The sequence below is a fragment of the Rickettsia slovaca 13-B genome (genome assembly GCF_000237845.1).
GTDB lineage: Bacteria > Pseudomonadota > Alphaproteobacteria > Rickettsiales > Rickettsiaceae > Rickettsia > Rickettsia rickettsii.
In genome coordinates this window covers 74,850-99,199 of sequence record NC_016639.1, presented here as the reverse complement: position 1 = coordinate 99,199, position 24,350 = coordinate 74,850, and the positions used below count along the sequence as shown (strand labels likewise).

Below are 24,350 nucleotides of genomic sequence, written 5' to 3'. Positions count from 1 at the left end.
CATAAAAAAGTTATGTTAGCGGTAAAGTTACGCCTACTTGTTTCATATATTTTCCTTGGCGATCGGCATATGAAGTATCACAAATTTGATCACTCTTTAAAAATAAAAACTGACAAGCTCCTTCATTTGCATATATTTTAGCAGGTAATGGAGTAGTATTAGAAAACTCTAAAGTTACATGTCCTTCCCACTCCGGTTCTAACGGAGTCACATTTACTATTATACCGCATCTTGCATAAGTAGACTTGCCGACACAAATAACTAATACATCACGCGGTATTTTAAAATATTCTATAGTTCTGCCAAGGGCAAAGCTATTAGGTGGGATAATACACACATCTACTTCTCTATCAACTAAATTATATTCACTGAAATTTTTTGGATCAACCGTAGTAGAATTTATATTGGTGAATATTTTAAATTCATTAGATACTCTAGCATCATAGCCGTAAGAAGATAAGCCGTAAGAAATAATCTTTTCTTTATTATGCACTCTTACCTGCTTTTCCGCAAAGGGCCTTATCATACTGTGATTTATAACAGCTTCTTTTATCCACTTATCTGACATTATAGCCATAATCAAAACTTGATTTAATTAATAAACTAATGATTATAACTCATAATTATTTACAATACAAAATTTTTCTTTAAAACTATAAGTCTGAGACTACTTGAATAATGATAGTGATAATAATACAACATTATATATTTAAAATTAAATTATTACAAATTAAAATAGTTTTTTATTGTCAATTCTGAACGGTATTATTATATTATAGCATAGTGGATTTATATTTATTAATACTAAAAATTTACTTTGTATAGTAAATTTTATTTAAGTTTATAGGAGCTTTATTAAAGTGAAAAAATTATTATTAGCTGCAAGTATTATTTGCCTTGCATCAGCTGGTCTTGCCGAAGAAAATCCAACACCTGTTATTTCTAATTCTGATACTGAAATAAAATTAGAAGGATTCTATTTATTTGAAAACGGTTATATTAAACAGGATCATTTAATTTTATTTGATAAAAATGTAACTGATAACAGGAAAAAGCTAGGGTTTTACACGGAAGCAGCGTTTGCGGCCATTATTGCTAAAACTATCAATGATGTAATAGCAGGTGCTAAAATAGTGCTTCAGCCTACTACAAGAGCAAAAACCTCTACAAGTTATAATGGATCACATATATTTATTGAAACTAGTTACGGTAAAGTAGAACTAGGCTCTCCTGCTGATGCAAGCGCTAAGTTGCGTATTACCGGTAGTCAAGTAACTGCAGGTACCGGAGGATGGTCTAGGTATGCTCTACTTGACGGTCAATATATGCGATATAATGGTTTAAAATCGGATTTTGATACTAATGCTAGCTTTTATCTTGAGTCATACTCTAATTCTTTTGATCAAATCAATGATAAAGCTGAGAGAGCTAGAAGATTGAATTTTTTCACGCCTAAAATGAAAGGCTTCCAAGCCGGAGTTTCTTATACTCCCGATACTGCTAATACAGGCGGTAATAGAGATATAAATAATTTAACGCTTGCAAGCTCAGGCAGAAATGGAGTTAGTGTTTCTAAAACCGGAATAAAGACGGTTAAATTAGAGAATAACGAAACCATGACTATTAATCAGAATATTAGGGATGCTTTTTCTGCCGGCTTAACTTATGAACATGAAATTAGCGAAGATGCAGACTTAAAACTATCTGTCACCGGAGAATACGGTAAACCTGCTCGTCGTCTTATTCATGCTAAAATGGACGGAACTACAATTCAAGTGCTTAATACCTATAAACTTTCTAATTTAAAAGCATATAATCTTGGAGCTGTATTTACTTACGGTAATTTCTCTTGTGGTGCTTCTTACGGTAATTTAGGTAAAAGCTTAACCGCTAAGGAATATTATAAAGTCGGTCGTGATACCTATTATTACAATGGAGCAGTTGCTTATGGACAAGGACCTATAAAAACAAGTCTTGAATATCTTAAAACTTCAAGATATAAAAACACCGTTGATGCTGTAAGCCTCGCTACTGAATATAAGATCATGCCTGGTTTATTACCATATGCTGAAATTTCTCATTTCCAAGCTAAAGGTAAACCTGTATATTACCCTGAAGCACCTAGTAAAACAACACGAGGTACTGTTGGTCTTATAGGTACAAAACTTAAGTTTTAATTATTTACAAATTAATTGCCATCACTATTATAATCAAGGCTTAGAGTAATCTTATGCCTTGATTATTATATTTTTTTTTAATTGAACTATCAATAAACTTTATAGTTCCGTCGTTGTAATAATCTTGTTTTCTCTTCTGTTAAATCTTTAAACCATTCTATTAGCTTACAGTGCTCTAATTCTTGTCAAATTATGCTTAGCTTTTGTACTTCAAGTACCGGCCCAAACCTTGAAAAATTTATGCTATACTGCCTTTTGATTAAATAAAATTATATATTTTACTTTTTTTATTTTTAGATATTGATTTTCTCTGATTACCATATATTGTGACACAAGCACAATATATGGTAATCATGTGATATATGATTTTTATTATTTTAAAACAGGAGTAACACTATGAATCATGCTCAATTTACAAGCTCAGGATATTTCTTTGTAAATGGATTAAAAGCAGTTACAAGATATGCAACCGCTTCTAAATTTTTGTTTCTAGTTCCAACTTAAAAAATATTTACAATATTACATGCTTTAAATATTCAGAAAGTCTATACAAAAGACAGGGATTTTGAGGCAGCATTGAAGTTTTTTAATATGCAACAGGATAATTCTCTAAAGATATGTAACTCAGAACATCGAAAACCAGCATCAGAGGACAATGAAAATCTTTTCCCTCCTATATTAATATGATGAAAATCTATTATTTTTTGGGAAGCCCATAGGAGGTAATTTACCGGTGCTACCTCTTTTGCCTAAAAATGCAACAATGTTTTTCTCACGTTTTACTTTTCCATTGTTATTCCAAACTAAGCCGTCTTCTTTATTGAATATTTTAATATCTAGAAGCTTAGCATTCTTAAATTTTTGCAGCGTTACACCTTGCCCTTTTTTCATTTCAGGTATTTCATCTATATTAAATACCAGTAATTTACGACTTTCACCGATACAAGCAATACTATCACCGTTTACAGGTAAACAAGCTATACATACATGACCATCCGGTACATTCATAATTTGCTTTCCTGTTTTTGTTTGAGCCATTACTTCATTTGAATTAACTAAAAACCCCTTACCTACACTACTTGCAAGTAATAAAAGCTGATCAGGTTTATAGACTAAAATATTCGTAATATCGTTATTACCTATATCCACAAGTAGTTTTATAGATTCCCCTGTTCCTTTACCTTTGGAAATATTATCGGCAAGCAAAGTAAAAAATCTGCCTTCTGAACTAACTATTAATATTTTATCAGTCGTGTAAGCTTCTAAAATAAATTTTTCTGCATCACCTTCTTTATATTTGATAGTCGATAAATCGGTGTTATGACCTTTTAACGAACGCACCCACCCCATTTTTGAGCAGATAATAGTAATCGGCTCTTTAGTAATGAAAGCCGTTATATCAACTACTTGATTCGTAAGCGTTACTTCCTCAAAGCTTGTACGCCTTGCTCCTATTACCGTATTTAATCCAAATTTCGTTTGTACTGTTTTGATTTCTTTTTTAACTATTTTCCATAGTTCTTTAGGATTATTTAGAATTTCTTCTAATATAGCTTGTTGCTTCTGCAAATTACTATGCTCATTAATAATTTCCTGCTCTTCAAGCTTGCGAAGCGAGCGAAGACGGGTATTTAATATCGCTTCTACTTGTATTTCGGTTAGTTTAAACCGCTCCATCATTATCGCTTTTGGCTCATCTTCTTCACGAATAATTTTAATTATCTCATCAAGATTTAGATAAGCTATCCTAAGCCCTTTTAGAATTTCTAAACGATGCTTGATTTTGTTTAAAAGATAAGTTGATCTGCGAGTAACAATATTTTGTCTATGATATAAAAACTCTTGTAAAATCTCTAAAATATTCATTACTCTCGGCACGTTATTACTGCCGATCACATTCATATTTAACTGAATGCGGCTTTCTAAATTCGTTAGCTTGAATAGAGATTCCATAACTATTTGCGGATCACATCCCCGATCTCTCGGCTCTATAACCAACCTTATAATGTCTGTTGATTCATCTCTAATATTGCTAACAAGGGGAATTTTTTTATCCTTTAGTAATATTGCTATTTGTTCTATAAGTTTTGATTTCTGAACCTGATAAGGTATCTCGGTTACGACTATCTGATATGTACCGTAACTTAGCTCCTCTTTTTCCCATCTGCTTCTTACTCTAAGACTACCGCGTCCAGTAGTATATGCAGCATTAATAACTTCAGCTTTATCAATAATTATGCCGCCGGTCGGGAAATCAGGACCTTTGACAAAGTTCATTATATCGTTAATTTCAGCTTTCGGATGGTTGATTAAATGTATTAGAGCATCACAAAGCTCATGTAAATTATGCGGCGGTATATTGGTTGCCATACCGACTGCTATCCCTTCAGAACCATTAGCTAGTAAATTCGGAAAACTTGCCGGCATTATTACCGGTTCTAAATCGGAACCATCATAAGTAGGGCGAAAATCTACCGTATCTTTATCGATGTCCTCCATTAATAACGTACATATGTCCGTCATACGTGATTCGGTATAACGCATAGCTGCTGCATTATCACCGTCGATAGAGCCGAAATTACCCTGCCCATCAATTAAAGGATAACGCAACGAAAAATGCTGAGCAAGACGTACCAAGGTATCATACACTGCCACATCACCGTGCGGGTGGTATTTACCTATTACGTCACCGACCACCCTCGCACATTTCTTATAGCCGGAATTCGGCTCAAGCCTTAACTGTAGCATTGCATATAATAACCTACGATGTACAGGCTTGAGTCCGTCACGTACGTCAGGAAGCGAACGTGACATAATTGTTGATAACGCATAAGCAAGATAACGCTCTGATAATGCATGACCAAAGTCAATATTTTCTACTTTAGCTTCTTTCATAAGTTATTTAGTTTTTATTTATAGTCGTTGTTGCGTGGTTCTCTATGTCATTCCTGCGAAAGCAGGAATCCAGAAAAAAAGTATAAACACAGCAAATTCTTAAAATTAAAAGCTCGATTTATCTCGCTTTATGATGGATTTCTGCTTTCGCAGGAATGACATAAGAGTATACAAATATCACTTCAACACACAACTCTGCTTATTATAAGCTAATTTCTTACAAACCGCTTTAGCTTGACTAAGACTACCATAATCACCGGCTAAGATTAAATAGAAAAATTTGCCGTCGTCATATTTAACTTTTTTGGTTGTGATAACAACATTTTTAAGAATTTTCGGGAATTGCTTTTTTATTCTTTCCCCTTCTTTCATTGCTTCTGCTTCAGATTTTACCGAACCTAGTTGTACTTTATAACTTTCATTATTTTTACAATTTTTAGCATTACTAACCTTATCTTTACTTCCTTTTTCAAGCTTTATTATATTTAAATCCGTTTCATTTTTGGCGTTATTATTTGGCTCTATTAATGCAATAAGGTTAGATATTTCATCAAAAGATTCATCGCTTTGACTTTGGTTGCGAGAATCTATACTCATAGGTTTCTCAGGGTCAGGAAGCAATTTTACGGTTTTAATATTTGTATCTTTAGCAATAAGATTTTCATATATCGTACTATGTACTGCGGCTATTTGGTTATTTTCTATTATAGACGGTTTTATTTTTGTAGGCAGCTCATCAGGATAAATAGTAATTACCGGCTTGCTATTCTGATAATATTGATAACCAAAATAAATAGCGGACATACATACTAAAAATACTAGAAATATTTTAATAAAAATATTATTGATCATATTTAGTAATTTGATAATAGAAAAACGTCATTGCGAGGAAAAATTGTAAGTTTTGACGAAGCACTCTCAGGAGTATTATTTCATGAGATTGCCACGCAGCCTACAGCTGCTCACAATGACGACTCGGTATACACATGAGCAATACCTCCTTGCAATGACGATGAAAACCTAACTACATTTTGTTCATTGGTTCTACACCTATCACTTCGAGACCGCTAGCTATAACTTTCTGTATGGCACTTGCAAGAGCAAGGCGTGCTAGAGTTAATTCTTTATTGCTCTCAATTACAAATCTATAATCGCTATTTTCTTTACCGAAATTCCACATAGAATGAAATTTTGAGGCTAAATTTATTAAATAAAATGCGATGCGATGCGGTTCAAAATATTTTGCAGATGCTTCTAATGTTTTTGTCCAGCTAGCCAAAAGCTTTATAATCTCAATTTCTTCTTCAGAGGATAATAAAGATAAATCATACTTACCTGATTCAAAGTTATTATAAGATTCAGGCATTAATTCTCTAGCTTTTGATAAAATAGATATCGTTCTCACATGTGCATATTGTACATAAAAGATAGGATTTTCTCTTGATTGTTCTTTCACTTTTACCAAATCAAAATCAAGTGGCTTATCATTTTGTCTAGTCAACATCATAAATCTTATGATATCTTTCCCCACCTCATGATTTACGTCTTGCACACTAGCAAAGCTCCCAAGACGTTTTGACATTTTAACCGGCACACCGTTTTCAACGAAATTGACCAATTGACAAATTTTAACGTCCACTTTAACCTGCTCCTTACCTAAAGCTTTAACTATTGCCTCAATTCTTTTAACATATCCACTATGATCGGCACCAAGTACATAAATTAAGTGATTCGCTCCCCGCTCTATTTTATCCTTAGCATATGCAAGATCAGAAGCAAAATAAGACCAACTTCCATCAGCTTTTTCTATAGGACGATCTTGACTATCACCGTACTTAGTAGATTTAAATAATTTTTGAACTCTATTATCCCACTCTTCGTGAATTTTACCTTTAGGGGCAGGTAACGTACCTTCATAAATTAGCCCCATACGCTCCAGTAGTTTAACTGTTTCCTCTATCTCACCTTTATCATGCAATGATTGCTCAGAGAAAAATATATCATGTTTAATCCCTAAATCTGCTAAATCTTTTCTATTTAAATCAAGCATTTTTTCTACGGCAAAACTTTTAATTATTTTGAACCTTTCAGCATAATTCATCGTTAATAATTTATTGCCGTATTCTTTCGCTAAAATTTGCCCAAGCGGAATTAAATACTCTCCCGGATATAACCCGGCAGGGATAGTAATTTGCTCACCTAAAGCCTCTTTATAACGTAATAATACCGTACTAACTAAATCATTTATTTGTGAGCCTGCATCATTAACATAATATTCTTTTGTAACGGAATAACTTACCTTTTGCAAAATCCTTGCTAGCACATCACCATATACCGCACCCCTAGCATGCCCTATATGCATTGGACCGGTGGGATTTGCCGAAACATACTCGATGTTAATATTTCTGCTTTTATCTATATCAATTTCAAAAAACTTTTCTTCATGCTGTAAAATATCCTTTATTGATGCCTGCCAACTATCAGCTTTTATAGTAAAATTAATAAAGCCCGGTCCTGCTATTTCTATACTTGCAATATAAGGTAATGTTATAAGGACTTCTTTAAATTTTAAAGCCACTTCCCGAGGAGCAATACTTTCTTTAGCTGCAATAATCATTGCAATATTACTTGATAAATCACCGTTAAAACTATCTTTCGGTATTTCAATAGTAGCAGTATTTGCTATTTCTTGATTATTATATAATTGCCTGCTTGCCACAATTATATCTTGTTTCAATTGATTAAATATATTCATAATTATTAAATGTTATTAAAATTCAGCGAATAGAATTCTTACAAACGCTTGCTAATAAGGAGGAATTTGTAGGAGACACAGAACGCAGCACCGCAGCGTACACTTTAGTACGTGAGGATGCGAGTACCGGAGCGACGCACAAATTACCCTTAGAAGCAAGTTATGTAGGAAGTCGAGCAGAGCTGATTATATTCCTGAATGGCAAAACGGTCAGTCATCCCTGCTATATAATCAGCAACAACTCTAGCTTTACTATATGTTTCATTAGAGTCTATTAGCATTTTCCAATTAACCGGCAATAAATTAATATCATCCATATAAACCTTAAACAGCCCTTGTACGATTTTAGTACATTTAAGGCTGATGGCCGTAATTTTATTACTTTTATAAACTCGCTCATGAAGAAACTTCTTAGTTTCTTTAATATTTTTATTAGTTTTTTCCGTAAAATCCACTATCTGATAATTTAAGTTACGTATCTCATCTATGTTAGTAATTTTTTCTTTATTTAAATTTTCTTTTGTTTGCCATAATAAATCGGTAATTAACTCATGTATTAGCTTACGTACTACCTCATAAATCAGACATGAGGAACTAATATTTTTAAATTTTGACTTGAGTTCAACAATATGTTGATCAATATATTTAAGTTCAGCAAGACTATGAAAATCGATAATTTTAGCACCGATACTATCTTCCAAATCATGCGAAATATAGCTAATATCATCGGCAAGAGCTGCTATTTGAGCCTCTGCTGATGCATAGGTACTAAGTTCTAAATCATTTTGCTTATTATACTCTGCTATATATTCATTTATCTCGCCTAGTATAGGACCGTTATGTTTTACTATTCCTTCTAAAACTTCCCATGTTAAATTTACTCCATTATAAGCCGCATATCTTTTTTCAAGTAATGTTAGTATCTTTAAAGATTGAGCATTATGAGAAAAGCCGTTATACTCTCTCATACATTCATTTAAAGCCCGCTCTCCCGCATGACCGAAAGGCGTATGCCCAAGATCATGAGCAAGTGCTATTGTCTCAGCTAAATCATTTGATAAATTTAAAGTACTAGCGACCGAACGTGCAACAGTCGAAACCTCTAGAGAATGAGTTAGCCTATTTCTGTAATGATCTCCCTCGTGATTAATAAAAACTTGAGTTTTATATTGCAAACGCCTAAATGCATTAGTATGTATAATGCGATCACGATCACGTTCAAACTCGTTTCTATAAGAGGTCGGGATTTCCTTATATAATCTTCCCCTACTTTTAAGAGGATCAGAAGCGTATGAAGCAAGCATCGTTATCCTTTATTTTGAAAGACGTTGTTGTGGTTCTAACTTTTTTTCGTCATTGCGAGGAAATTGCATAGCAATTGACGAAGCAATCTCAAGAGTTTGTTATTATTTCATGAGATTACCACGCAGCCTACGGCTGCTCGCAATGCCGATTGGGTATCCACACAACAAAGCCAACTTGAAAAATATCAAGATATACTATATAATTTATGAGACTTTTACAAGGTAATTTTAAGTGACGATAACAATTACGGATAGAGCTTTTGAACGGGTTTGCGAGTTAGTAAAGCTAGAAAAAGATAAGAATTTAGTACTGCGAGTTTCGGTTGATAGCGGCGGTTGCTCAGGACTTATGTATAATTACGAACTAGTCTCAAAAGATAATATAGAGCAAGATGATTATGTCATTACTAAACTTGATAATGCTACAATTATTATTGATCCTATCTCTCAAAAATTTATGCTAGATTGCACTCTTGATTTTATAGAAGAACTAGGCAGTTCATATTTCAACGTTAGTAATCCGCAAGCTAAAGCAAAATGCGGCTGCGGTAATTCTTTCTCGGTGTAAATGCAAGTATTGCGAGTGGCATTGTTATTAGAATGCCGATGTCATTCCTGCAACAGCAGCAATGACATCGCAACGTCAAACTTTTAATGTTAATCATTAAGTTGCATAGTTGCTCCACCTACCTCAACTTCGTCATTATTATCATAAGGAGGACGCTCTACTTCATTACTATTAACGTTATTATCTTTATCTTCTTCGTTATCTGAAACATTACTATCTAATGTTAATATAAACATGTTGTTCTTGGACTTGTTGAGAGCTATTAAACTTTGTTTTAATGTTTCAGCTTGAGATTTTCTTAAATTTAGTCCTTGTCCTTTACATTGCTCCGTAGAGAGAATTTTAAGGCCTTGAGATTGTCTTATTAAATCATCGCATATCAAAACTCCGTAGTCCTAAGTATTTCCTTCTTCTTGTTGTTGAGTTTTTAAATCCATTATTTCTGCATCAGAGCAAACCTCGGTAATAAGTTTTACTAAGTCAGGACGATCATTTAACGATCTGCCCATAAGATAATATTTACTTATAAGGATCATTATAAGTAAATATTATCTTATTTGTATCATTATCTCATATTTACCCAATGCCTATGTCCTGTATTAATTGGCATTTGTTTACTTCTTGTTGATTATTAGTCAATTGCTCATTTTGATTTTGTTGTACTTCTGGCCACTCCTTGGCTTGCAGCTCCGGCAGTGAAACAAAATCATTTATTATAGTCTGTGTATCACTTAAAAATTTTGTTCTGTCAGCCTCTTTAGTAACTATACTCAGATCTTCCATCTTACCTTTGTCAAGCATTGAGCGTATAAAAGCAGTATTTTCCTCCATCTCCGTACTATAAACTTTATGAACTTTTAACAATAATTTTTGTTCTTCCTGAGGGCTAGCTATACTTAGCAGCCTTTAAATATTCAAAAGCAGCTAGCGGTATTAAATTTAATTTAAATAAAAATTCTTCTAAAGATATATAAAGATCTTTTTTTAAAGATAGATACTTCTCTACTTCTTTTTTATTCTTAGGGACGTTAAAAATTTCTCTAAGAATAAAACTACACTCTTCTATCGGGTCTATACTTAAACTTACCTTGAAATATTTTATTGCTTCAAGAAGCAATTTAATTACTATTTCGCTTTTATTTTCGTCCTTATAGAATCTCCCTAAATTTAAAATAATCCACCTATTTTTTTACAAATATTGCTAAAAATGTACGGAATTGTATCATGGTTATAGAGAAAGTTAAAATCTTTCTCAATTTCCAGAGTACTAATATATTCTCTTATTGCTCTAAACCAATCTAATTCCGATTTACTATTTTCATAGATCATACCTAAATAATAATGAGCATTGGCTTTTATTTCATTTATAGATATAATAATATGCTCAGCTTGCGATCCCGTAAGTTTATCAAGCCATTCTAATGCTTCTTTATAATATTTTTTTTGTTCTTTATTAGATTCTACATTATCGGTTACTTGATAAGGTTTTAATTTTATATTATTATTTACTCCGTCAAAAAATCATTTATATTTTTCTGTTTAGGACTACCAAGCAGTGTACTGCCAACTGCTTTTATTTGATTCCATATAATAATTATACCTATAAATTATTTGCATTTATACAAATAAAAACATTTTTGATCTATAAGCTGAATAAATCAATATTAATACTATTTAAAAAAATTCTAAATAAGCAAATTTACAACAAAGATTTAAAGGCGAATTTGTGAAATTCTAACGATAAGAAAGTTCTATTTTTTTATATTGTAAAAAATTATTACTTCTATTTTAAAATTGAATTAATAGGGGATATTTATATATATTTTGAAAGGTAAAATTTGAAGTTATTTTTCTTTTGTAATTTTATCATATTTTTTTAGTTTGATAAGAATAGACTCTAGATTATCCAACTTCATCATACATGGACCATCGCTTGGAGCGTTATCGGGGTCTTGATGTACTTCCATATACATACCGGCAATACCTACAGAAGTTGCTGCCTTTGCAAGTAACTCTACATATTTTCTTTCTCCGCCGGTACTGCCTCCTAGCCCGCCCGGTTGCTGAACGGAATGTGTGGCATCAAAAACTACAGGTACATTTAACTCTGCCATTATTGCAAGACTACGCATATCAGATACCAAGTTATTATAGCCAAAACATGCTCCTCGCTCTGTAAATAATATATCCTTTACTCCAAAAGCTTCTAGTTTTGTTTGTACATTTTTCATATCCCACGGAGCTAGAAACTGTCCTTTTTTTACTTTTACTATTTTACCTGTTTTTGCTGCAGCTTGAAGCAAGTCGGTTTGTCTACATAAAAATGCCGGAATTTGTAAAATATCTGCTACTTCGGCTGTTTCAGTACATTGACTCTCTGAATGAACATCAGTAACAATAGGGCAATCGAATTCAGATTTTACTTTTGATAAAATTTCTAAACCTTTCTCAATACCAACTCCTCTAATCCCATGTACGGAAGTTCTATTAGCTTTATCAAAAGAAGATTTATAAATAAATGGAATCTCAAGCTTGCTAGTTAATTTAACAAGTTTTTCTGCCATAAACAACGCATGATCTTTTCCTTCAATCTGACAAGGCCCTGTAATTAGAACAAACGGTAAATCATTTCCTATTTTGATATTGTTAAGTTTTACTACTTTTTGCATAATTCTTAGATTTAATCAATTGAACGAGGCACGGATTAGTGTTTCTCTGTTATATCAGGTACTGATTCATTTTCTATTAAGTCATTATTAATTATTAGTGTATAATATTTTTCTTTTATTGTCGTTAAATCATAACTACCATGATAATAACCTTCTAGGTTAATAATTTTTTTTAAATAAAAATTTACCTGCTCTGTTTCTAACGGTTCATCTATATTTTTTACAATAGATGACTTAATATTAATTAAATACGCTTTTATTTTTTTTAATTCTTTAATAATTATAAAAATATCATGCGGTTTTGTTACCAATATTCCTACAAACAAAATTAATAATATTTGCGTTAAAGACATATTTATATTAATTTCTTATGTTTATATTTTGGATTTAAAATACTTTCCCCGTTAGTACTTAGCATATATTCATGATAATCTTGATAATTTCCTTCAAACCATGTAGCATTATTTTCTTTATCATATGATATAATATGAGTGGTTATTCTATCTAAAAACCATCTATCATGACTAATCACTAATACACAACCTGCAAAATCTAAAATAGCATCTTCAAGTGCTCTTAACGTATCAATATCTAAATCATTAGACGGCTCATCTAATAATATAACATTTGCTCCTTCTTTTAGTAATTTTGCCAAATGTACTCTGTTACGTTCTCCACCTGAAAGTTGTCCAACTTTTTTTTGTTGATCACCGCCTCTAAAATTAAAAGCTGCACAATAAGCTCTACTTTTAATTATTCTATTACCAAGTTGTAATTCATCTAGACCTTCTGAAATTTCTTCCCATATAGTCTTATTATCATCTAAATGATCCCGTGATTGATCGACATAACCTAATTTTACCGTTTGACCAATTTTAATAGAACCACTATCTGGCATTATTTTACCTGTAATAATATTAAACAAAGTAGACTTACCTGCTCCATTCGGTCCAATAATTCCTACAATAGCTCCACGTGGAACTTTAAAACTAAAATCTGATAATAATATTTTATTATTAAATTTTTTAGCTATATGTTCTGCTTCAATAACAAAATCACCTAAACGAGGTCCGTTAGGTATAATTATTTGAGTAGGATCAGTTTTTTGTTCTTGTTGTTTATTTAATAACTCTTGATATGCTGTAATACGTGCTTTATTTTTTGATTGTCTAGCTTTTGGAGTCTGACGAATCCATTCAAGTTCACGATTCAATTGTTTTTTTCTATCATCGTCTTCTTTACTTTCTAAAGCTAATTTTTTTTGCTTCTGCTCAAGCCAAGAACTATAATTTGATTCCCACGGTATACAATTTCCACGATCTATTTCTAATATCCATTCTGTAACATTATCTAAAAAATAACGATCATGGGTAATTACTATTACAGTACCTTCATAATGCTTTAAATAATCCTCAAGCCAAGAAACTGATTCTGCATCCAAATGATTTGTAGGTTCATCAAGTAACAACATATCAGGTTTCTCTAAAAGCAATTTACATAAAGCCACTCTTCTTTTTTCTCCACCGGAAATTTTTGTAATATCTGCTTCTTTTGGTGGGCAACGTAAAGCAAGCATTGCGATCTCTATTTCACGTTCTAGATTCCATCCATCACAATTGTCTATTTTTTCTTGCAATTCTGCTTGTTTATCAAAAAGCTTTTGCATTTCTTCATCAGCGATTTCAGCAGCAAATTTGTTACTTATATAATTAAATTCATCAATAAGTTTTTTCTTTTCATGAAGACCTTCTATGATATTATCAAAAACATTTTTACTAGCATCAAGATACGGTTCTTGAGGTAAATATCCTACTTTTATACCAATTTTAGCTGTTGCTTTACCTTCAAACTCTTTATCAATACCTGCCATTATTTTTAATAAAGTCGATTTGCCTGCTCCATTTGGACCTATTATACCGATTTTAGCTTTTGGTAAAAATGATAAATTTGTTTCTTTTAAAATTCGTTTACCATTTATAATTTTGCTTAAACCAACCATTTCATAAACATATTGATATGACATAAATTACTTATTTCCTTATATTATTATTTTACACCGATATATATATTTACTACTGTATTGTATGAATTTATTGCTCTATGATCATATAATTCAAAATTAGACATTGTAATTTCTATCATTGTGTTTCTCGTTTAGATATTTATTTTAAGAAATAAAATGCTGTATATATACTTTAATTTTAGCAGCTTGAGGATTGTGTATACTGTTATACTTATAATTTTTCGTTCAAGCTTATTGATAATTTTTCCATATGCATTTTAATTTAATTTAAACAATATCAAGTCTAATTCTTCCAAATCTTTATAATGAAATATTAATTTTCCGCCTAATGGATAATTTTCTATTGTTATTTTTATACCAAATTTTTCTGATAAAGCTTTTACTAATAATTCTAGATCATTATCCGTAGCGTTGTCCTTTAAAAAACGCTTTCCTATTTTGTTATTATTGTTCGGAGATTTTGTATACTCATTTTTATACCATTGTCTTACTAGTTCTTCTGTTTGACGTACATTTAAATCATTATTTATAATATAATCGGCTATTACTTCTGCATGTTCATGATTTATTAAACACCGAGCTTGACCCATACTTAGTATATTTTCATTTACTTTATCTTGAATAGACTGCGGCAAATTATTAAGCCTTAATAAATTAGCTATATGACTACGACTTTTACCAAGCCTTTCAGCTAATTTTTCTGCCGTATAATTAAAATTTTCTATTAAATATTTAAAGCCACGAGCTTCTTCCATCACTGTTAAATCAGTTCTTTGTATGTTCTCAATTAATGCTATTTCCATACTCTCTCTAGCATCTAAATTTTTTATAATTACCGGTATCTCTAAAACTTTTGCTAATTTACATGCACGCCAGCGTCGCTCTCCTGCTATAATTTGGAAATTATTATCAACAATAATAGGCTGTAATAAACCATTATTCAATATAGAATCTGCTAATTCTTTTATTTTATCATATTCAAAGTTTTTTCTAGGCTGATTCTCGTTTGGTCTTATTTTATCAATATTTATTATTTGTACTATTTCTGATTCTATAGAAATAACTTCTTCTCCAAGTAATGAAGATAATCCTCTTCCTAGTCCTTTATTTTTCGCCATATCTTTCTAAGATTTCTTTTGTAAGTTCTATATATGCAACTGCTCCCGAACATTTATAATCATATATAATAGCCGGTTTTCCATATGAAGGAGCTTCAGATAGTTTAATATTTCTTGGAATAACGGTTTTAAATACTAATTCTCCTAAGCATTTTCTAACATCATCTTCTACTTGTTCAGTTAAACGATTACGCTTATCATACATTGTAAATAATATACCTGCAATCTTTATCTTAGGATTTAATTTTTTCTCTACAATTTCAATTGTTTTTAACAAATGACTTAATCCTTCTAAAGAATAAAAATCACATTGCATTGGAATCAGTACTTCATCGCTTGCAACTAAAGCGTTTACCGTTAATAAATTTAATGAAGGAGGGCAATCAATAATTATATAATCATATAATATTTTTATTTCTGCCAATAGCTTCATTAAAATATATTCTCGGTCCTTTAATTTTGTTAAGTCTAATTCAGCCGCAGATAGATTAGTGTTTGAAGTAATTATTTCTAAATTTGGTATATCTGTAGAAATTATTGCATCTTGCAATTCTATTAAATTTGTTAATACTTGGTATATAGTATTTTTGCGTTGTTGCTGACTAATTCCAAAACCGGTACTACTATTCCCTTGAGGATCAAGATCTATAACTAAAATTTTTTTATTTACAGCAGCAAAAGCTGTAGCTAAATTCACAGTAGTTGTAGTTTTAGCTACCCCTCCTTTTTGATTAACAATAGCAATTACTTTCATATCATTTTTGTTAAATTACTAACTTCTAGAATTTTCCCTTCTTCACAAGTAATACTTTGATGTATTAAATAACCAAATAACCATCTCTCTTTAGCTTCTACTATTTCAGTTAAATAATTTTTTCCTTTTAATAACAAAAATTTTTCTCGTACTGAAATATTTTTTATGCAATTAAATATTGTATTTAAGTTAGAGAAAGCTCTACAAGTTAATATACTACAATCTATTTCTACTTTTTCTATTCTTTGATTGATTATTTGTATGTTATTATTTGATATCTTTGATGCTTTTTCTAAAAATATACATTTACGTAAATCAGCTTCTATTAAACTTACTTGCGCTACCCCCGCTATAGATAATACTATACCAGGCAAACCGGAACCGCTTCCTATATCAACCAAATGTATTTCTTTATTATCAATATATTGTATTAATTGTAATGAGTCTAATATATGACGTTGCCAAAAATTATGTATAGTATTATCCGATACAAGATTGATTGATTTATTCCATTTTTTAACTAACTTTTGAAAAATTTCTAACTTTTCAATTATTTCACGTGGAACTTCCATCACTATATTTAGTTTTTAAATAAATTATAATAGCCGTAATTGCTGCAGGTGTAATCCCTGGAATTCGACGTGCTACACCAATAGTAGTAGGTTTATGGGAAGAAAGTTTTTCCTGTATCTCTAATGATATACTTGGTATTTTAAAATAGTCAATATTTTTAGGTATGAACTGCGCCTCTTCACTTTGAAATAAATTAATATCTGCGTGTTGTCTAGTTAAATATGAAGCATATTTTGCTTCAATATAGAGTAATTGCAAAATGTTATTATTTTGTGTTTCTTTAAGCATAGGAAAAATTTTAATAGCTTGTTCAACATTAAAATTAGGTATTTTAAATAAGTCTAATACTGTTTTATATGTACCATCCTGTGCAACCTGTATACCCATTTTAGCAAGTTTACTAGTAGTTAAAGACAAGGTATTTAATAATGATTTTATTTTTTCTATATCTTCATATTTTTTTGTGAATATTTTTTTACGTTTTTCTGATACGACTCCAATGTTCATCCCTAATTCCGTTAAACGTAAATCAGAGTTATCTGCTCTTAAAGATAATCTATATTCTGAGCGAGAAGTAAACATACGATAAGGTTCTATAGTACCAAATGTTGTTAAATCGTCAATCATTACTCCAATATAACTGTTTGCTCTTGTTAACATAAACGGTGCTTGATCTTTTACTGCTAAAGCAGCATTTATACCGGCTATTATACCTTGCCCTGCGGCTTCCTCATATCCTGTAGTACCGTTAATTTGCCCGGCCAAATACAATCCAGCTATTTTTTTTGTCTCTAGCGTAGCACTTATTTCACGTGGATCAACATAATCATATTCTATAGCATAACCTGGACGTAAAACCTTTACATTTTCTAATCCTGGTATTGTTTTGATTAATTTATGTTGCACATCTTCAGGCAAAGAAGTAGAAATACCGTTTGGATAAATCGTATAATCATCTAACCCTTCAGGTTCTAAAAATATACGATGTTCTGATTTTGTACTAAATCTGACTATTTTATCTTCAATAGAAGGACAATATCGCGGTCCTATTCCTTCTATTTGCCCTGAATACATTGCGGATTTATCAAGATTCTCACGTATAATATCATGAGTTTCTGAGGTTGTTTTTGTGATAAAACAATTTATCTGAGAAACATTAACAATATTTGTTAATTCAGAAAAAGGACGAGGAATTTTATCGCCGGGTTGTAAAATTGTTTTACTATAATCAATAGTACGTCCATCAATACGAGGCGGTGTACCTGTTTTTAAACGAGCCAGTTTAAAACCTATTTGTTTTAATGTATTTGATAATCCATACGAAGGCTCTTCATCTACTCTACCTGCAGGAATTTTTTTTTGTCCAATATGAATAAGACCTGATAGGAAAGTACCTGTAGTTAATATAATTTTTTGACAAAGAATTTTGCTACCGTTATTTAAAATAACCGCTTCAATTTTAGAAGATTTAATTTCTATATCTTCCACTTTTCCATATAATATATCTAGATTAGGATAATTTGTTAATATTTGATACATTGCTTTTTTATAAAGCTTTCGATCAGCTTGAGCTCTAGGTCCCCAAACTGCTGGTCCTCTAGTCTCATTCAGCATTTTATAATGTATACCGGCTTGGTCTATAACATAACCCATTAACCCATCAAGTGCATCGATTTCTTTAACTAATGTGCCTTTTGCAATGCCACCGATTGCTGGATTGCAAGACATTTCGCCTAAATTTTCCGGTTTTAACGTAATTAAGAGAGTAGGAACTCCAAGACGTGCAGAAGCAGCGGCTGCTTCTACGCCTGCATGTCCACCGCCTATAACTATTACGTCATATTTTAGCATTAATTATTCTATAATTTCAGATTTATTAAAGAAAAATTCGATTTCTCTTTTCGCACTATTTTCACTATCTGAACCATGAATACTATTAGCCTCAATTGATTCACCTAAATCTTTTCTAATAGTGCCTGCTTCAGCTTCAGCAGGATTAGTTGCACCCATAACGGTGCGGTTTAAAGTTATAGCATCCTCCCCCTTAAGCACTTGAAGTACTACCGCTCCTGAAGTAATATATTCAACTAAGCTATTAAAAAACGGTCTTGCTCTATGCTCATCATAAAAACATGCAGCTTCATATTTAGTTAAAAATTTCATTTTCTGAGCCACTATTTTTAAACCGGCATTTTCTAAGTAAGTATTAACTTGCCCTATTTTATTCCTTTTGATAGCATCAGGCTTAATCATTGAAAAAGTATATTGTATTGTCATTTTGTAACCTATTTATTATAATTATTAAATGTATTTTTTAGCTGAACGATTCCATATTAAAGCAAATAATCCTCCTCCTAAAAGAGCAGAAATACTGAAAAATATAAATACCCCATTCCAACCATAATTATCGCTAATCCATCCTACGCCGACTCCCGCAATAGCCGCTCCTAAATAACCAAATAACCCTGATAATCCATTAGCCGTACCGACAGCCTGACGGGTACTAAAATCAGCAGCTGCTATACCTACAAGGAGCTGAGGTCCTGAAACAAAAAAGCCTATTAAAGAAAGAATTACTATACTTAATAATTCACTGTGAATAGGAAGTTTCCAAAACAAGACTAACAATAAGCTAAGCAATACCATACATATGGATGCAACAGGACCTCGACGACCTTGAAATAGTTTATCAGATAAAACACCTGCTATTAATGCCCCTGGGATACCTATCATTTCATATAAACCGATTTGTAAGCCTGCATTTGCAAGACTTATATTACGTAAATCTTTTAAAAATGTTGGAGCCCAATAAATTACTCCGGAACGTATTATATAAACAAACATGTTTGCTAAACAAACATACCATATTAGCTTATTACAAAAGACCATTTTAAGTAATTGTGGAGTTAATAGCTTCTCATAATCTCCTATAGCTTCAAGCGGATATTCTTTATATTCCTCTACGGTAGATAAACCTACTTCTTTTGGAGAATTACGAAGCCTATTATATAAAAAAAGCGATACTACACAAGCAACTACACCTGGAACAAAAAAGGCAGCTCTCCAATCAAATTTATCGATTAAATAACCGCAGCTTATCATAGCAAGGGCACCACCTATTTGATTAGAAGTTGCACCCATAGCCCATTTAGTTCCAAGTTCTTTTGAAGCGAACCAGTGAGTAAGCATCTTTGTTGCAGGAGGCCAGCCCATAGATTGAAACCAGTTACTGGCTATCCACAAAATTCCTATAAGCCATAAAGAATCTGAAAAACCTATTAGCATAGTAATGATCCCGACAAATAAAAGACCCAAAACCATAAATATCCGAGCATTAACTTTATCGCTAATAAACCCATTACACGCTTTACTAACTCCATACATAATAGATGAAGCAGTTAATATCCAGCCAATTTGCGTTTTAGTAACCCCAAAATATTCTCTTATAGCAGGAGTTGCTATATTAAAATTCTGACGACAAAAATAAAAAGTTGCGTAACCTATAATAATAGAATACAAAATCCTTACTCGCCAACTATTATATTTTTTTACATATGGCGATCTTGGAGTTTTAATTTTGGATCTTGTATTTGTCATATTATAAACTCTCCGACTATAAAAAAAGCAAGTTTAAGAGTCTAGATTTCAGTAAATAAATTTTCATTAATAATTAAAGAGCTTTTTTGTCTACAAAAATCTTATAATTTGTAGCAAAAAAGCTCTTTAATTATTAATGAAAATTTATTTACTGAAATCTAGACTCTTAGAAGCTTGTTTTTTTATAATATTAAATTTTAACAAATTCTATTTTTCGGTTTTATTTACCAAAACTTTATACTCTTTATTTAAACCTTTAACGGCATATATCCATAATATTACTATTACAAAGAATATAGAAGCAAAATAAGGAGTTGCCTCTACAAAACCAAATACAGGAAATAAAATAAAGAATGTAGATTGAATAATAGCACCGCCTGATTTACCAAATCTTCCTCCGATAACTTCAACAGCAGCTTGCCCTTTTACTCGTAAATCCTTATCAAGCGGAATATACGCCATGTTTTTAGTGGCATCAAATAAAGAATATTTTACACCTTTACTTAAAACATTTTGAATCATACCGATCATAACAGCAAGTGCTAAAGGACCTGAAGCAAGAATACCTGTTAAATGCATAGCAATAACACTATCAAAAAAGATAAATGCAAAAAACGCTGCACCAGTAATTAACATCATTAATGGAGTTATCATAGCTGCAGTTAGCCATGATACTTTTCTTAAAATATTACTACCTATAAGCATGAAAGCAATTGCAACCCAACCCTGATAAAATTGGAACTTCCCCATATATATAGTGTAAGCCTCTTTCGTCGGATATAATTCTTTTACTTTGGATTTCCAAACACCTTCAACTAAATTTACTGAAACACCGTAAGCAATAAGTAACAATGCAATATAACCTACATACTTAGAAGTAAAGATCATTTTAAAACTGTCTATTAATGACATTTTAGCTTTAGCTTTCTTTTCTTTTACTAATGCCGGATCATAAAGTCTAGGATCGGTTAGAACGTTTTTATTCATCCATCTATATGTTAATATTACCAAAAAGCTACTTGTTATCATTATAACAAATAAAGGCACAAATTTTAGATGTTCTGCAACTATTTGAGTTTTTTCATGCAAGCAATATCCAATAATTACGGATGTTACAGGCAATGCTAAATTAGCAAGTAAACCAAACATTGAGTAAAAACGTTTAGCTTCATCGGTTTTAGTAATTTGGTTAGCAAATTGCCAAAATAATAAACTAAGCATCATTGTTCCCCAAAGCTCTGCCATAGTATAAAAAGATGCAAAACTCCATTTCCCAACTATTCTTATAAACCATTTGAAATTAGGATAAGCTACACTCCAAGATTCTATGGTTTCAGGATCAGGATGAACTAAATCAGGGTAAGGGTAAAGAACAAACGCAAATAATGCAAAATACCCTAAGAAAAATGAAGTAATAACATAAAACACGTTTTCTTGCTTTAAAATATCGCAGAGCTTAACATAAATTACCATAGCGATTACGGCAGAAGGTAGTACTATATATGTTTTTAAGAAACTTATTGCTTCTGCTCCTATATCCGTTACTACAAACCCGTCTTTAATTGAACGAAGCGTTGAGTAGTTTAATAAAATACAGAACATCATAAACGCCATAGGAAGAAACTTCTTATTTTCATATCTTTCTATAGGCCAAATTACCTTGCTTAGTTCCGAGAGATAATTGTCATTTTTGGGAGTATTCATAAATTAAATTTTTCTATTTATTTTGAAGATAAATATTATACTAGAATATGTTAGAAAAGTCAAACCTATTGATTTTTCTCAAAAGAAATTAAATAAAATTATTAACTATAGGATGCGTAAAAGAAATATGACAATTTATTTACTTGATTTTAGTTTCTATCTATAATTTTCTATTTATAAATTATTATAATAAAATATATGTCCAAATTAAAAACAGCTCTATTATTAACTGCTATAATTTTTATAACAGGTTGTAAAAGTAATATGAACAATGAAAACAATATTTCATTACCGCAATATGTAACTTTGAACATTCAAACCTTAAATAGTTCAGAGGATAAAACTATTAGAATAAAGGCAAAAACTTTAAACTTTCCGTTATCTTCAGAAGATTTACGTGATATATCTATTTTAGAAAAGAAATATGATCAAGAAGAAAATTGTGCAGGACTTGCTGCACCGCAAATAGGCATATCAAAATGTATAATAATATTTGCAGTACATGAAGATGCAGAGTTAAAAAAATGGCATCCTGACCTTAAGGATACAATGCCTAAAACTATTTGGATTAACCCCTCATATAAACCGATAGGTATTGATAAACATGAAGATTACGAGGGATGCTTTTCTGTTGAAAATGCTACAGGACCGGTAGCAAGATTCAAGAAAATTTATTATCACGCATATGATATAAATGGCAATCAAATTCAAGGTATCGCAGAAGGATTTTTAGCAAGAGTTATCCAGCATGAAATCGATCATCTAAACGGAAAAGTATTTTTAGATTATGTAGCTCCCAAAAAAATAATGACTAAAGAAGAATATTTAGAAATGCGTAAAAAAGCAATGGAGCAGGAAAATATAAAATCTTAGAGTTCTCTAAATCTCAAATATCATTCTAGCTAAAATTTGAGTATGTCATTCCCGCGAAAATTTACTTTATATTATTTGGTATAATACTATTGAATCGGATACGGGACGCACGCGATGTTCGCCTAAAGCTTCATCTTCATCACCTGTTACATTATTTATAATTTTTCCGCCCATGAATAATGTAGAAGAACCGCCACCGTCTAAATTGATTGCCGATTCATATCCAAGTTAACATATAATCTGCAAGTTCTGTTTTAGTTAATCCTATCACAGTATAATTAACAAGGTGTTTTTCTAAAATTTTCAAAGCTTCAGGGATTATTAATTTATCAACATTTATTTCTTTCTCTTGCCGTAATATTGATCTTACTTGCACAAGCTTAAGGTCTTTTACATGTTGCTTATAAATATGCTCGACTACAACTATAACTATAGTACCGTCATTACACACTCCTAAGGCAGTACGAGCATGAGCCGGATCATCTTGCTTTGGATTATCTACAACATTTTTACCGTTTTGAACCAATAAGGGAATACCGGTTACTATTGAAGCAGTGTTACTTAAATTTATAAGCTTACTGTCTTTATCGATAAATTCCAAAATTAACTTTACAGAATCATTTATATTTACTACCGGCAAACTTGTTGCTTGTGGAAAGGACAATATAAAGCCTTTCTGTGGGATTTGATTATCACCATGCTTACTTATTGCCGTAACAATAAAAAAGTAATATCTTTTAGGTTTGAAAAATAATGAACTTGATTTGGAATAACAGATTTATCGCCTATTGCTACTAAAATTTTTACACTAGCCTTGGTAATTTGAATATTGCCCTGATCTATAATTAACAAACTTTGTAGTTGTTTTCTAAGGCTAAATAGCTTGCTGTCTATCATTAAAGTAAGACTTGGTCTGCCGTCATCACTACCAGCGATTTCAAAGAATCCGACATTAATAGCAGCAGCTGCATTAGTGCGGTATGCCATAACGTTTACTGTTTCTCTGCCTTATCACCTGATTATGAGCTTTAACTAGTTTTAACCCAAAATTCTTAGGATCAATAGTTAAGACATGAATCACATGCTTATCTTTTTCATAACGATTATATGTTAAGCCTTTATATTCCTTTGCGTATATTTTAAAACTGATTATTAAAGCAAGAAATAAGTAAACTAATCTAATCATATTGTTTTACTTTTTTTAACAATAAAATTTAACCATAATGCCTCTTTACTTGGAGAGAATCTCTTACTCTTTTCCGTCCATATTTTAACTATTTCAAAAAGCCTGTTAAAATAAGGTTTTATTGTATCTTCATGCATATTGTAAAAATCGCGAT

Annotated in this window: 25 protein-coding genes and 2 pseudogenes; 4 read left to right on the top strand and 23 right to left on the bottom strand. The window is 31.4% G+C overall.

Going from position 1 to position 24,350, the window contains the following annotated elements; all coding sequences use genetic code 11:
• Positions 1 to 10: 10 nt before the first annotated feature.
• Complete coding sequence (dcd, locus tag RSL_RS00550; protein ID WP_004996797.1) at positions 11 to 577, bottom strand: dCTP deaminase; 567 nt, start codon at positions 575 to 577, stop codon at positions 11 to 13.
• Positions 578 to 860: 283 nt separating this feature from the next.
• On the opposite strand from dcd, the gene RSL_RS00545 reads away from it, so the two are divergent.
• Complete coding sequence (locus tag RSL_RS00545) at positions 861 to 2,177, top strand: porin (protein WP_014273143.1); 1,317 nt, start codon at positions 861 to 863, stop codon at positions 2,175 to 2,177.
• Positions 2,178 to 2,855: 678 nt separating this feature from the next.
• Here RSL_RS00545 and parC read toward each other — a convergent pair.
• The 3 genes from parC to argS form a co-directional block, all read right to left on the bottom strand.
• Positions 2,856 to 5,072, bottom strand: coding sequence for a DNA topoisomerase IV subunit A (gene parC / locus RSL_RS00540; protein WP_014273142.1), 2,217 nt, complete (start codon positions 5,070 to 5,072; stop codon positions 2,856 to 2,858).
• Between the two features lie 177 nt (positions 5,073 to 5,249).
• Complete coding sequence (locus tag RSL_RS00535) at positions 5,250 to 5,924, bottom strand: SPOR domain-containing protein (RefSeq protein WP_010976780.1); 675 nt, start codon at positions 5,922 to 5,924, stop codon at positions 5,250 to 5,252.
• Positions 5,925 to 6,096: 172 nt separating this feature from the next.
• Positions 6,097 to 7,827 carry an arginine--tRNA ligase gene (gene argS, locus RSL_RS00530; protein WP_014273140.1) on the bottom strand — a complete coding sequence of 577 codons (1,731 nt, stop codon included), beginning with the start codon at positions 7,825 to 7,827 and terminating at the stop codon, positions 6,097 to 6,099.
• Between the two features lie 29 nt (positions 7,828 to 7,856).
• On the opposite strand from argS, the pseudogene RSL_RS10775 reads away from it, so the two are divergent.
• Positions 7,857 to 8,063: pseudogene (locus RSL_RS10775) on the top strand (palindromic element RPE1 domain-containing protein); the annotation flags it as partial.
• Here the strand turns inward: RSL_RS10775 and RSL_RS00525 are convergent.
• On the bottom strand, positions 7,977 to 9,131 hold the full coding sequence (locus tag RSL_RS00525) for a deoxyguanosinetriphosphate triphosphohydrolase (protein WP_014273139.1): 1,155 nt from the start codon (positions 9,129 to 9,131) through the stop codon (positions 7,977 to 7,979). The pseudogene RSL_RS10775 and the gene RSL_RS00525 sit on opposite strands and share 87 nt — an antisense overlap.
• A 232-nt stretch (positions 9,132 to 9,363) precedes the next feature.
• Between RSL_RS00525 and RSL_RS00520 the strand changes: the two genes are divergently transcribed.
• Positions 9,364 to 9,699: an iron-sulfur cluster assembly accessory protein gene (locus tag RSL_RS00520; protein WP_014273137.1), complete on the top strand. Its 336-nt coding sequence runs from the start codon at positions 9,364 to 9,366 to the stop codon at positions 9,697 to 9,699.
• Between the two features lie 89 nt (positions 9,700 to 9,788).
• On the opposite strand, the gene RSL_RS09670 is transcribed toward RSL_RS00520, so the two are convergent.
• From RSL_RS09670 to tlc1, 13 genes and pseudogenes are all read right to left on the bottom strand, one after another.
• Positions 9,789 to 9,935 carry a hypothetical protein gene (locus tag RSL_RS09670; RefSeq protein ID WP_233417488.1) on the bottom strand — a complete coding sequence of 49 codons (147 nt, stop codon included), beginning with the start codon at positions 9,933 to 9,935 and terminating at the stop codon, positions 9,789 to 9,791.
• Between the two features lie 159 nt (positions 9,936 to 10,094).
• Positions 10,095 to 10,208, bottom strand: a complete 114-nt coding sequence (locus RSL_RS10770) for a hypothetical protein (RefSeq protein WP_016769836.1) — start codon at positions 10,206 to 10,208, stop codon at positions 10,095 to 10,097.
• A gap of 67 nt (positions 10,209 to 10,275) precedes the next feature.
• A pseudogene (locus tag RSL_RS10575) lies at positions 10,276 to 10,816 on the bottom strand (hypothetical protein).
• A gap of 727 nt (positions 10,817 to 11,543) precedes the next feature.
• Positions 11,544 to 12,368: a 3-deoxy-8-phosphooctulonate synthase gene (gene kdsA, locus RSL_RS00500; RefSeq protein WP_012719358.1), complete on the bottom strand. Its 825-nt coding sequence runs from the start codon at positions 12,366 to 12,368 to the stop codon at positions 11,544 to 11,546.
• Between the two features lie 35 nt (positions 12,369 to 12,403).
• Entirely contained in the window at positions 12,404 to 12,721 is a 318-nt protein-coding gene (locus RSL_RS00495) for a DUF2672 domain-containing protein (protein WP_004996813.1), read from the bottom strand.
• A gap of 2 nt (positions 12,722 to 12,723) precedes the next feature.
• Positions 12,724 to 14,391, bottom strand: a complete 1,668-nt coding sequence (gene ettA / locus RSL_RS00490) for an energy-dependent translational throttle protein EttA (RefSeq protein WP_004996814.1) — start codon at positions 14,389 to 14,391, stop codon at positions 12,724 to 12,726.
• A 257-nt stretch (positions 14,392 to 14,648) separates the two neighbouring features.
• The gene (locus RSL_RS00485) at positions 14,649 to 15,509 is read right to left on the bottom strand and encodes a ParB/RepB/Spo0J family partition protein (protein ID WP_014273136.1); all 861 of its coding nucleotides are present in this window, start codon (positions 15,507 to 15,509) and stop codon (positions 14,649 to 14,651) included.
• The gene (locus RSL_RS00480) at positions 15,496 to 16,263 is read right to left on the bottom strand and encodes a ParA family protein (RefSeq protein ID WP_010976770.1); all 768 of its coding nucleotides are present in this window, start codon (positions 16,261 to 16,263) and stop codon (positions 15,496 to 15,498) included. The genes RSL_RS00485 and RSL_RS00480 overlap by 14 nt, the downstream gene beginning before the upstream one ends.
• Entirely contained in the window at positions 16,260 to 16,835 is a 576-nt protein-coding gene (rsmG, locus tag RSL_RS00475; protein WP_004996817.1) for a 16S rRNA (guanine(527)-N(7))-methyltransferase RsmG, read from the bottom strand. The genes RSL_RS00480 and rsmG overlap by 4 nt, the downstream gene beginning before the upstream one ends.
• Positions 16,819 to 18,687, bottom strand: coding sequence for a tRNA uridine-5-carboxymethylaminomethyl(34) synthesis enzyme MnmG (mnmG, locus tag RSL_RS00470; RefSeq protein ID WP_014273135.1), 1,869 nt, complete (start codon positions 18,685 to 18,687; stop codon positions 16,819 to 16,821). The genes rsmG and mnmG overlap by 17 nt, the downstream gene beginning before the upstream one ends.
• Before the next feature lie 3 nt (positions 18,688 to 18,690).
• A complete protein-coding gene (gene ndk, locus RSL_RS00465; RefSeq protein WP_010976767.1) occupies positions 18,691 to 19,113 on the bottom strand; it encodes a nucleoside-diphosphate kinase in 423 nt (140 codons plus the stop codon).
• Positions 19,114 to 19,137: 24 nt separating this feature from the next.
• The gene (locus RSL_RS00460; RefSeq protein ID WP_010976766.1) at positions 19,138 to 20,433 is read right to left on the bottom strand and encodes an MFS transporter; all 1,296 of its coding nucleotides are present in this window, start codon (positions 20,431 to 20,433) and stop codon (positions 19,138 to 19,140) included.
• Between the two features lie 207 nt (positions 20,434 to 20,640).
• Positions 20,641 to 22,137 carry an ATP/ADP exchange transporter Tlc1 gene (gene tlc1 / locus RSL_RS00455; protein ID WP_014273134.1) on the bottom strand — a complete coding sequence of 499 codons (1,497 nt, stop codon included), beginning with the start codon at positions 22,135 to 22,137 and terminating at the stop codon, positions 20,641 to 20,643.
• Between the two features lie 198 nt (positions 22,138 to 22,335).
• Between tlc1 and RSL_RS00450 the strand changes: the two genes are divergently transcribed.
• Positions 22,336 to 23,010: a peptide deformylase gene (locus tag RSL_RS00450; protein WP_014273132.1), complete on the top strand. Its 675-nt coding sequence runs from the start codon at positions 22,336 to 22,338 to the stop codon at positions 23,008 to 23,010.
• A 66-nt stretch (positions 23,011 to 23,076) separates the two neighbouring features.
• Here the strand turns inward: RSL_RS00450 and RSL_RS10350 are convergent, their stop codons facing one another.
• From RSL_RS10350 to RSL_RS00430, 5 genes are read right to left on the bottom strand one after another with little or no spacing between them, the layout of a single operon-like run.
• Positions 23,077 to 23,184, bottom strand: a complete 108-nt coding sequence (locus RSL_RS10350) for a hypothetical protein (protein ID WP_014419687.1) — start codon at positions 23,182 to 23,184, stop codon at positions 23,077 to 23,079.
• 43 nt (positions 23,185 to 23,227) lie between these two features.
• Complete coding sequence (locus tag RSL_RS00445; RefSeq protein WP_267878482.1) at positions 23,228 to 23,674, bottom strand: phosphodiester glycosidase family protein; 447 nt, start codon at positions 23,672 to 23,674, stop codon at positions 23,228 to 23,230.
• Positions 23,675 to 23,715: 41 nt separating this feature from the next.
• Positions 23,716 to 23,997: a hypothetical protein gene (locus RSL_RS00440; protein ID WP_041472069.1), complete on the bottom strand. Its 282-nt coding sequence runs from the start codon at positions 23,995 to 23,997 to the stop codon at positions 23,716 to 23,718.
• The gene (locus RSL_RS00435; RefSeq protein WP_041472068.1) at positions 23,981 to 24,196 is read right to left on the bottom strand and encodes a hypothetical protein; all 216 of its coding nucleotides are present in this window, start codon (positions 24,194 to 24,196) and stop codon (positions 23,981 to 23,983) included. The genes RSL_RS00440 and RSL_RS00435 overlap by 17 nt, the downstream gene beginning before the upstream one ends.
• Positions 24,193 to 24,333 carry a hypothetical protein gene (locus RSL_RS00430; protein ID WP_016769756.1) on the bottom strand — a complete coding sequence of 47 codons (141 nt, stop codon included), beginning with the start codon at positions 24,331 to 24,333 and terminating at the stop codon, positions 24,193 to 24,195. The genes RSL_RS00435 and RSL_RS00430 overlap by 4 nt, the downstream gene beginning before the upstream one ends.
• Positions 24,334 to 24,350: the final 17 nt, after the last annotated feature.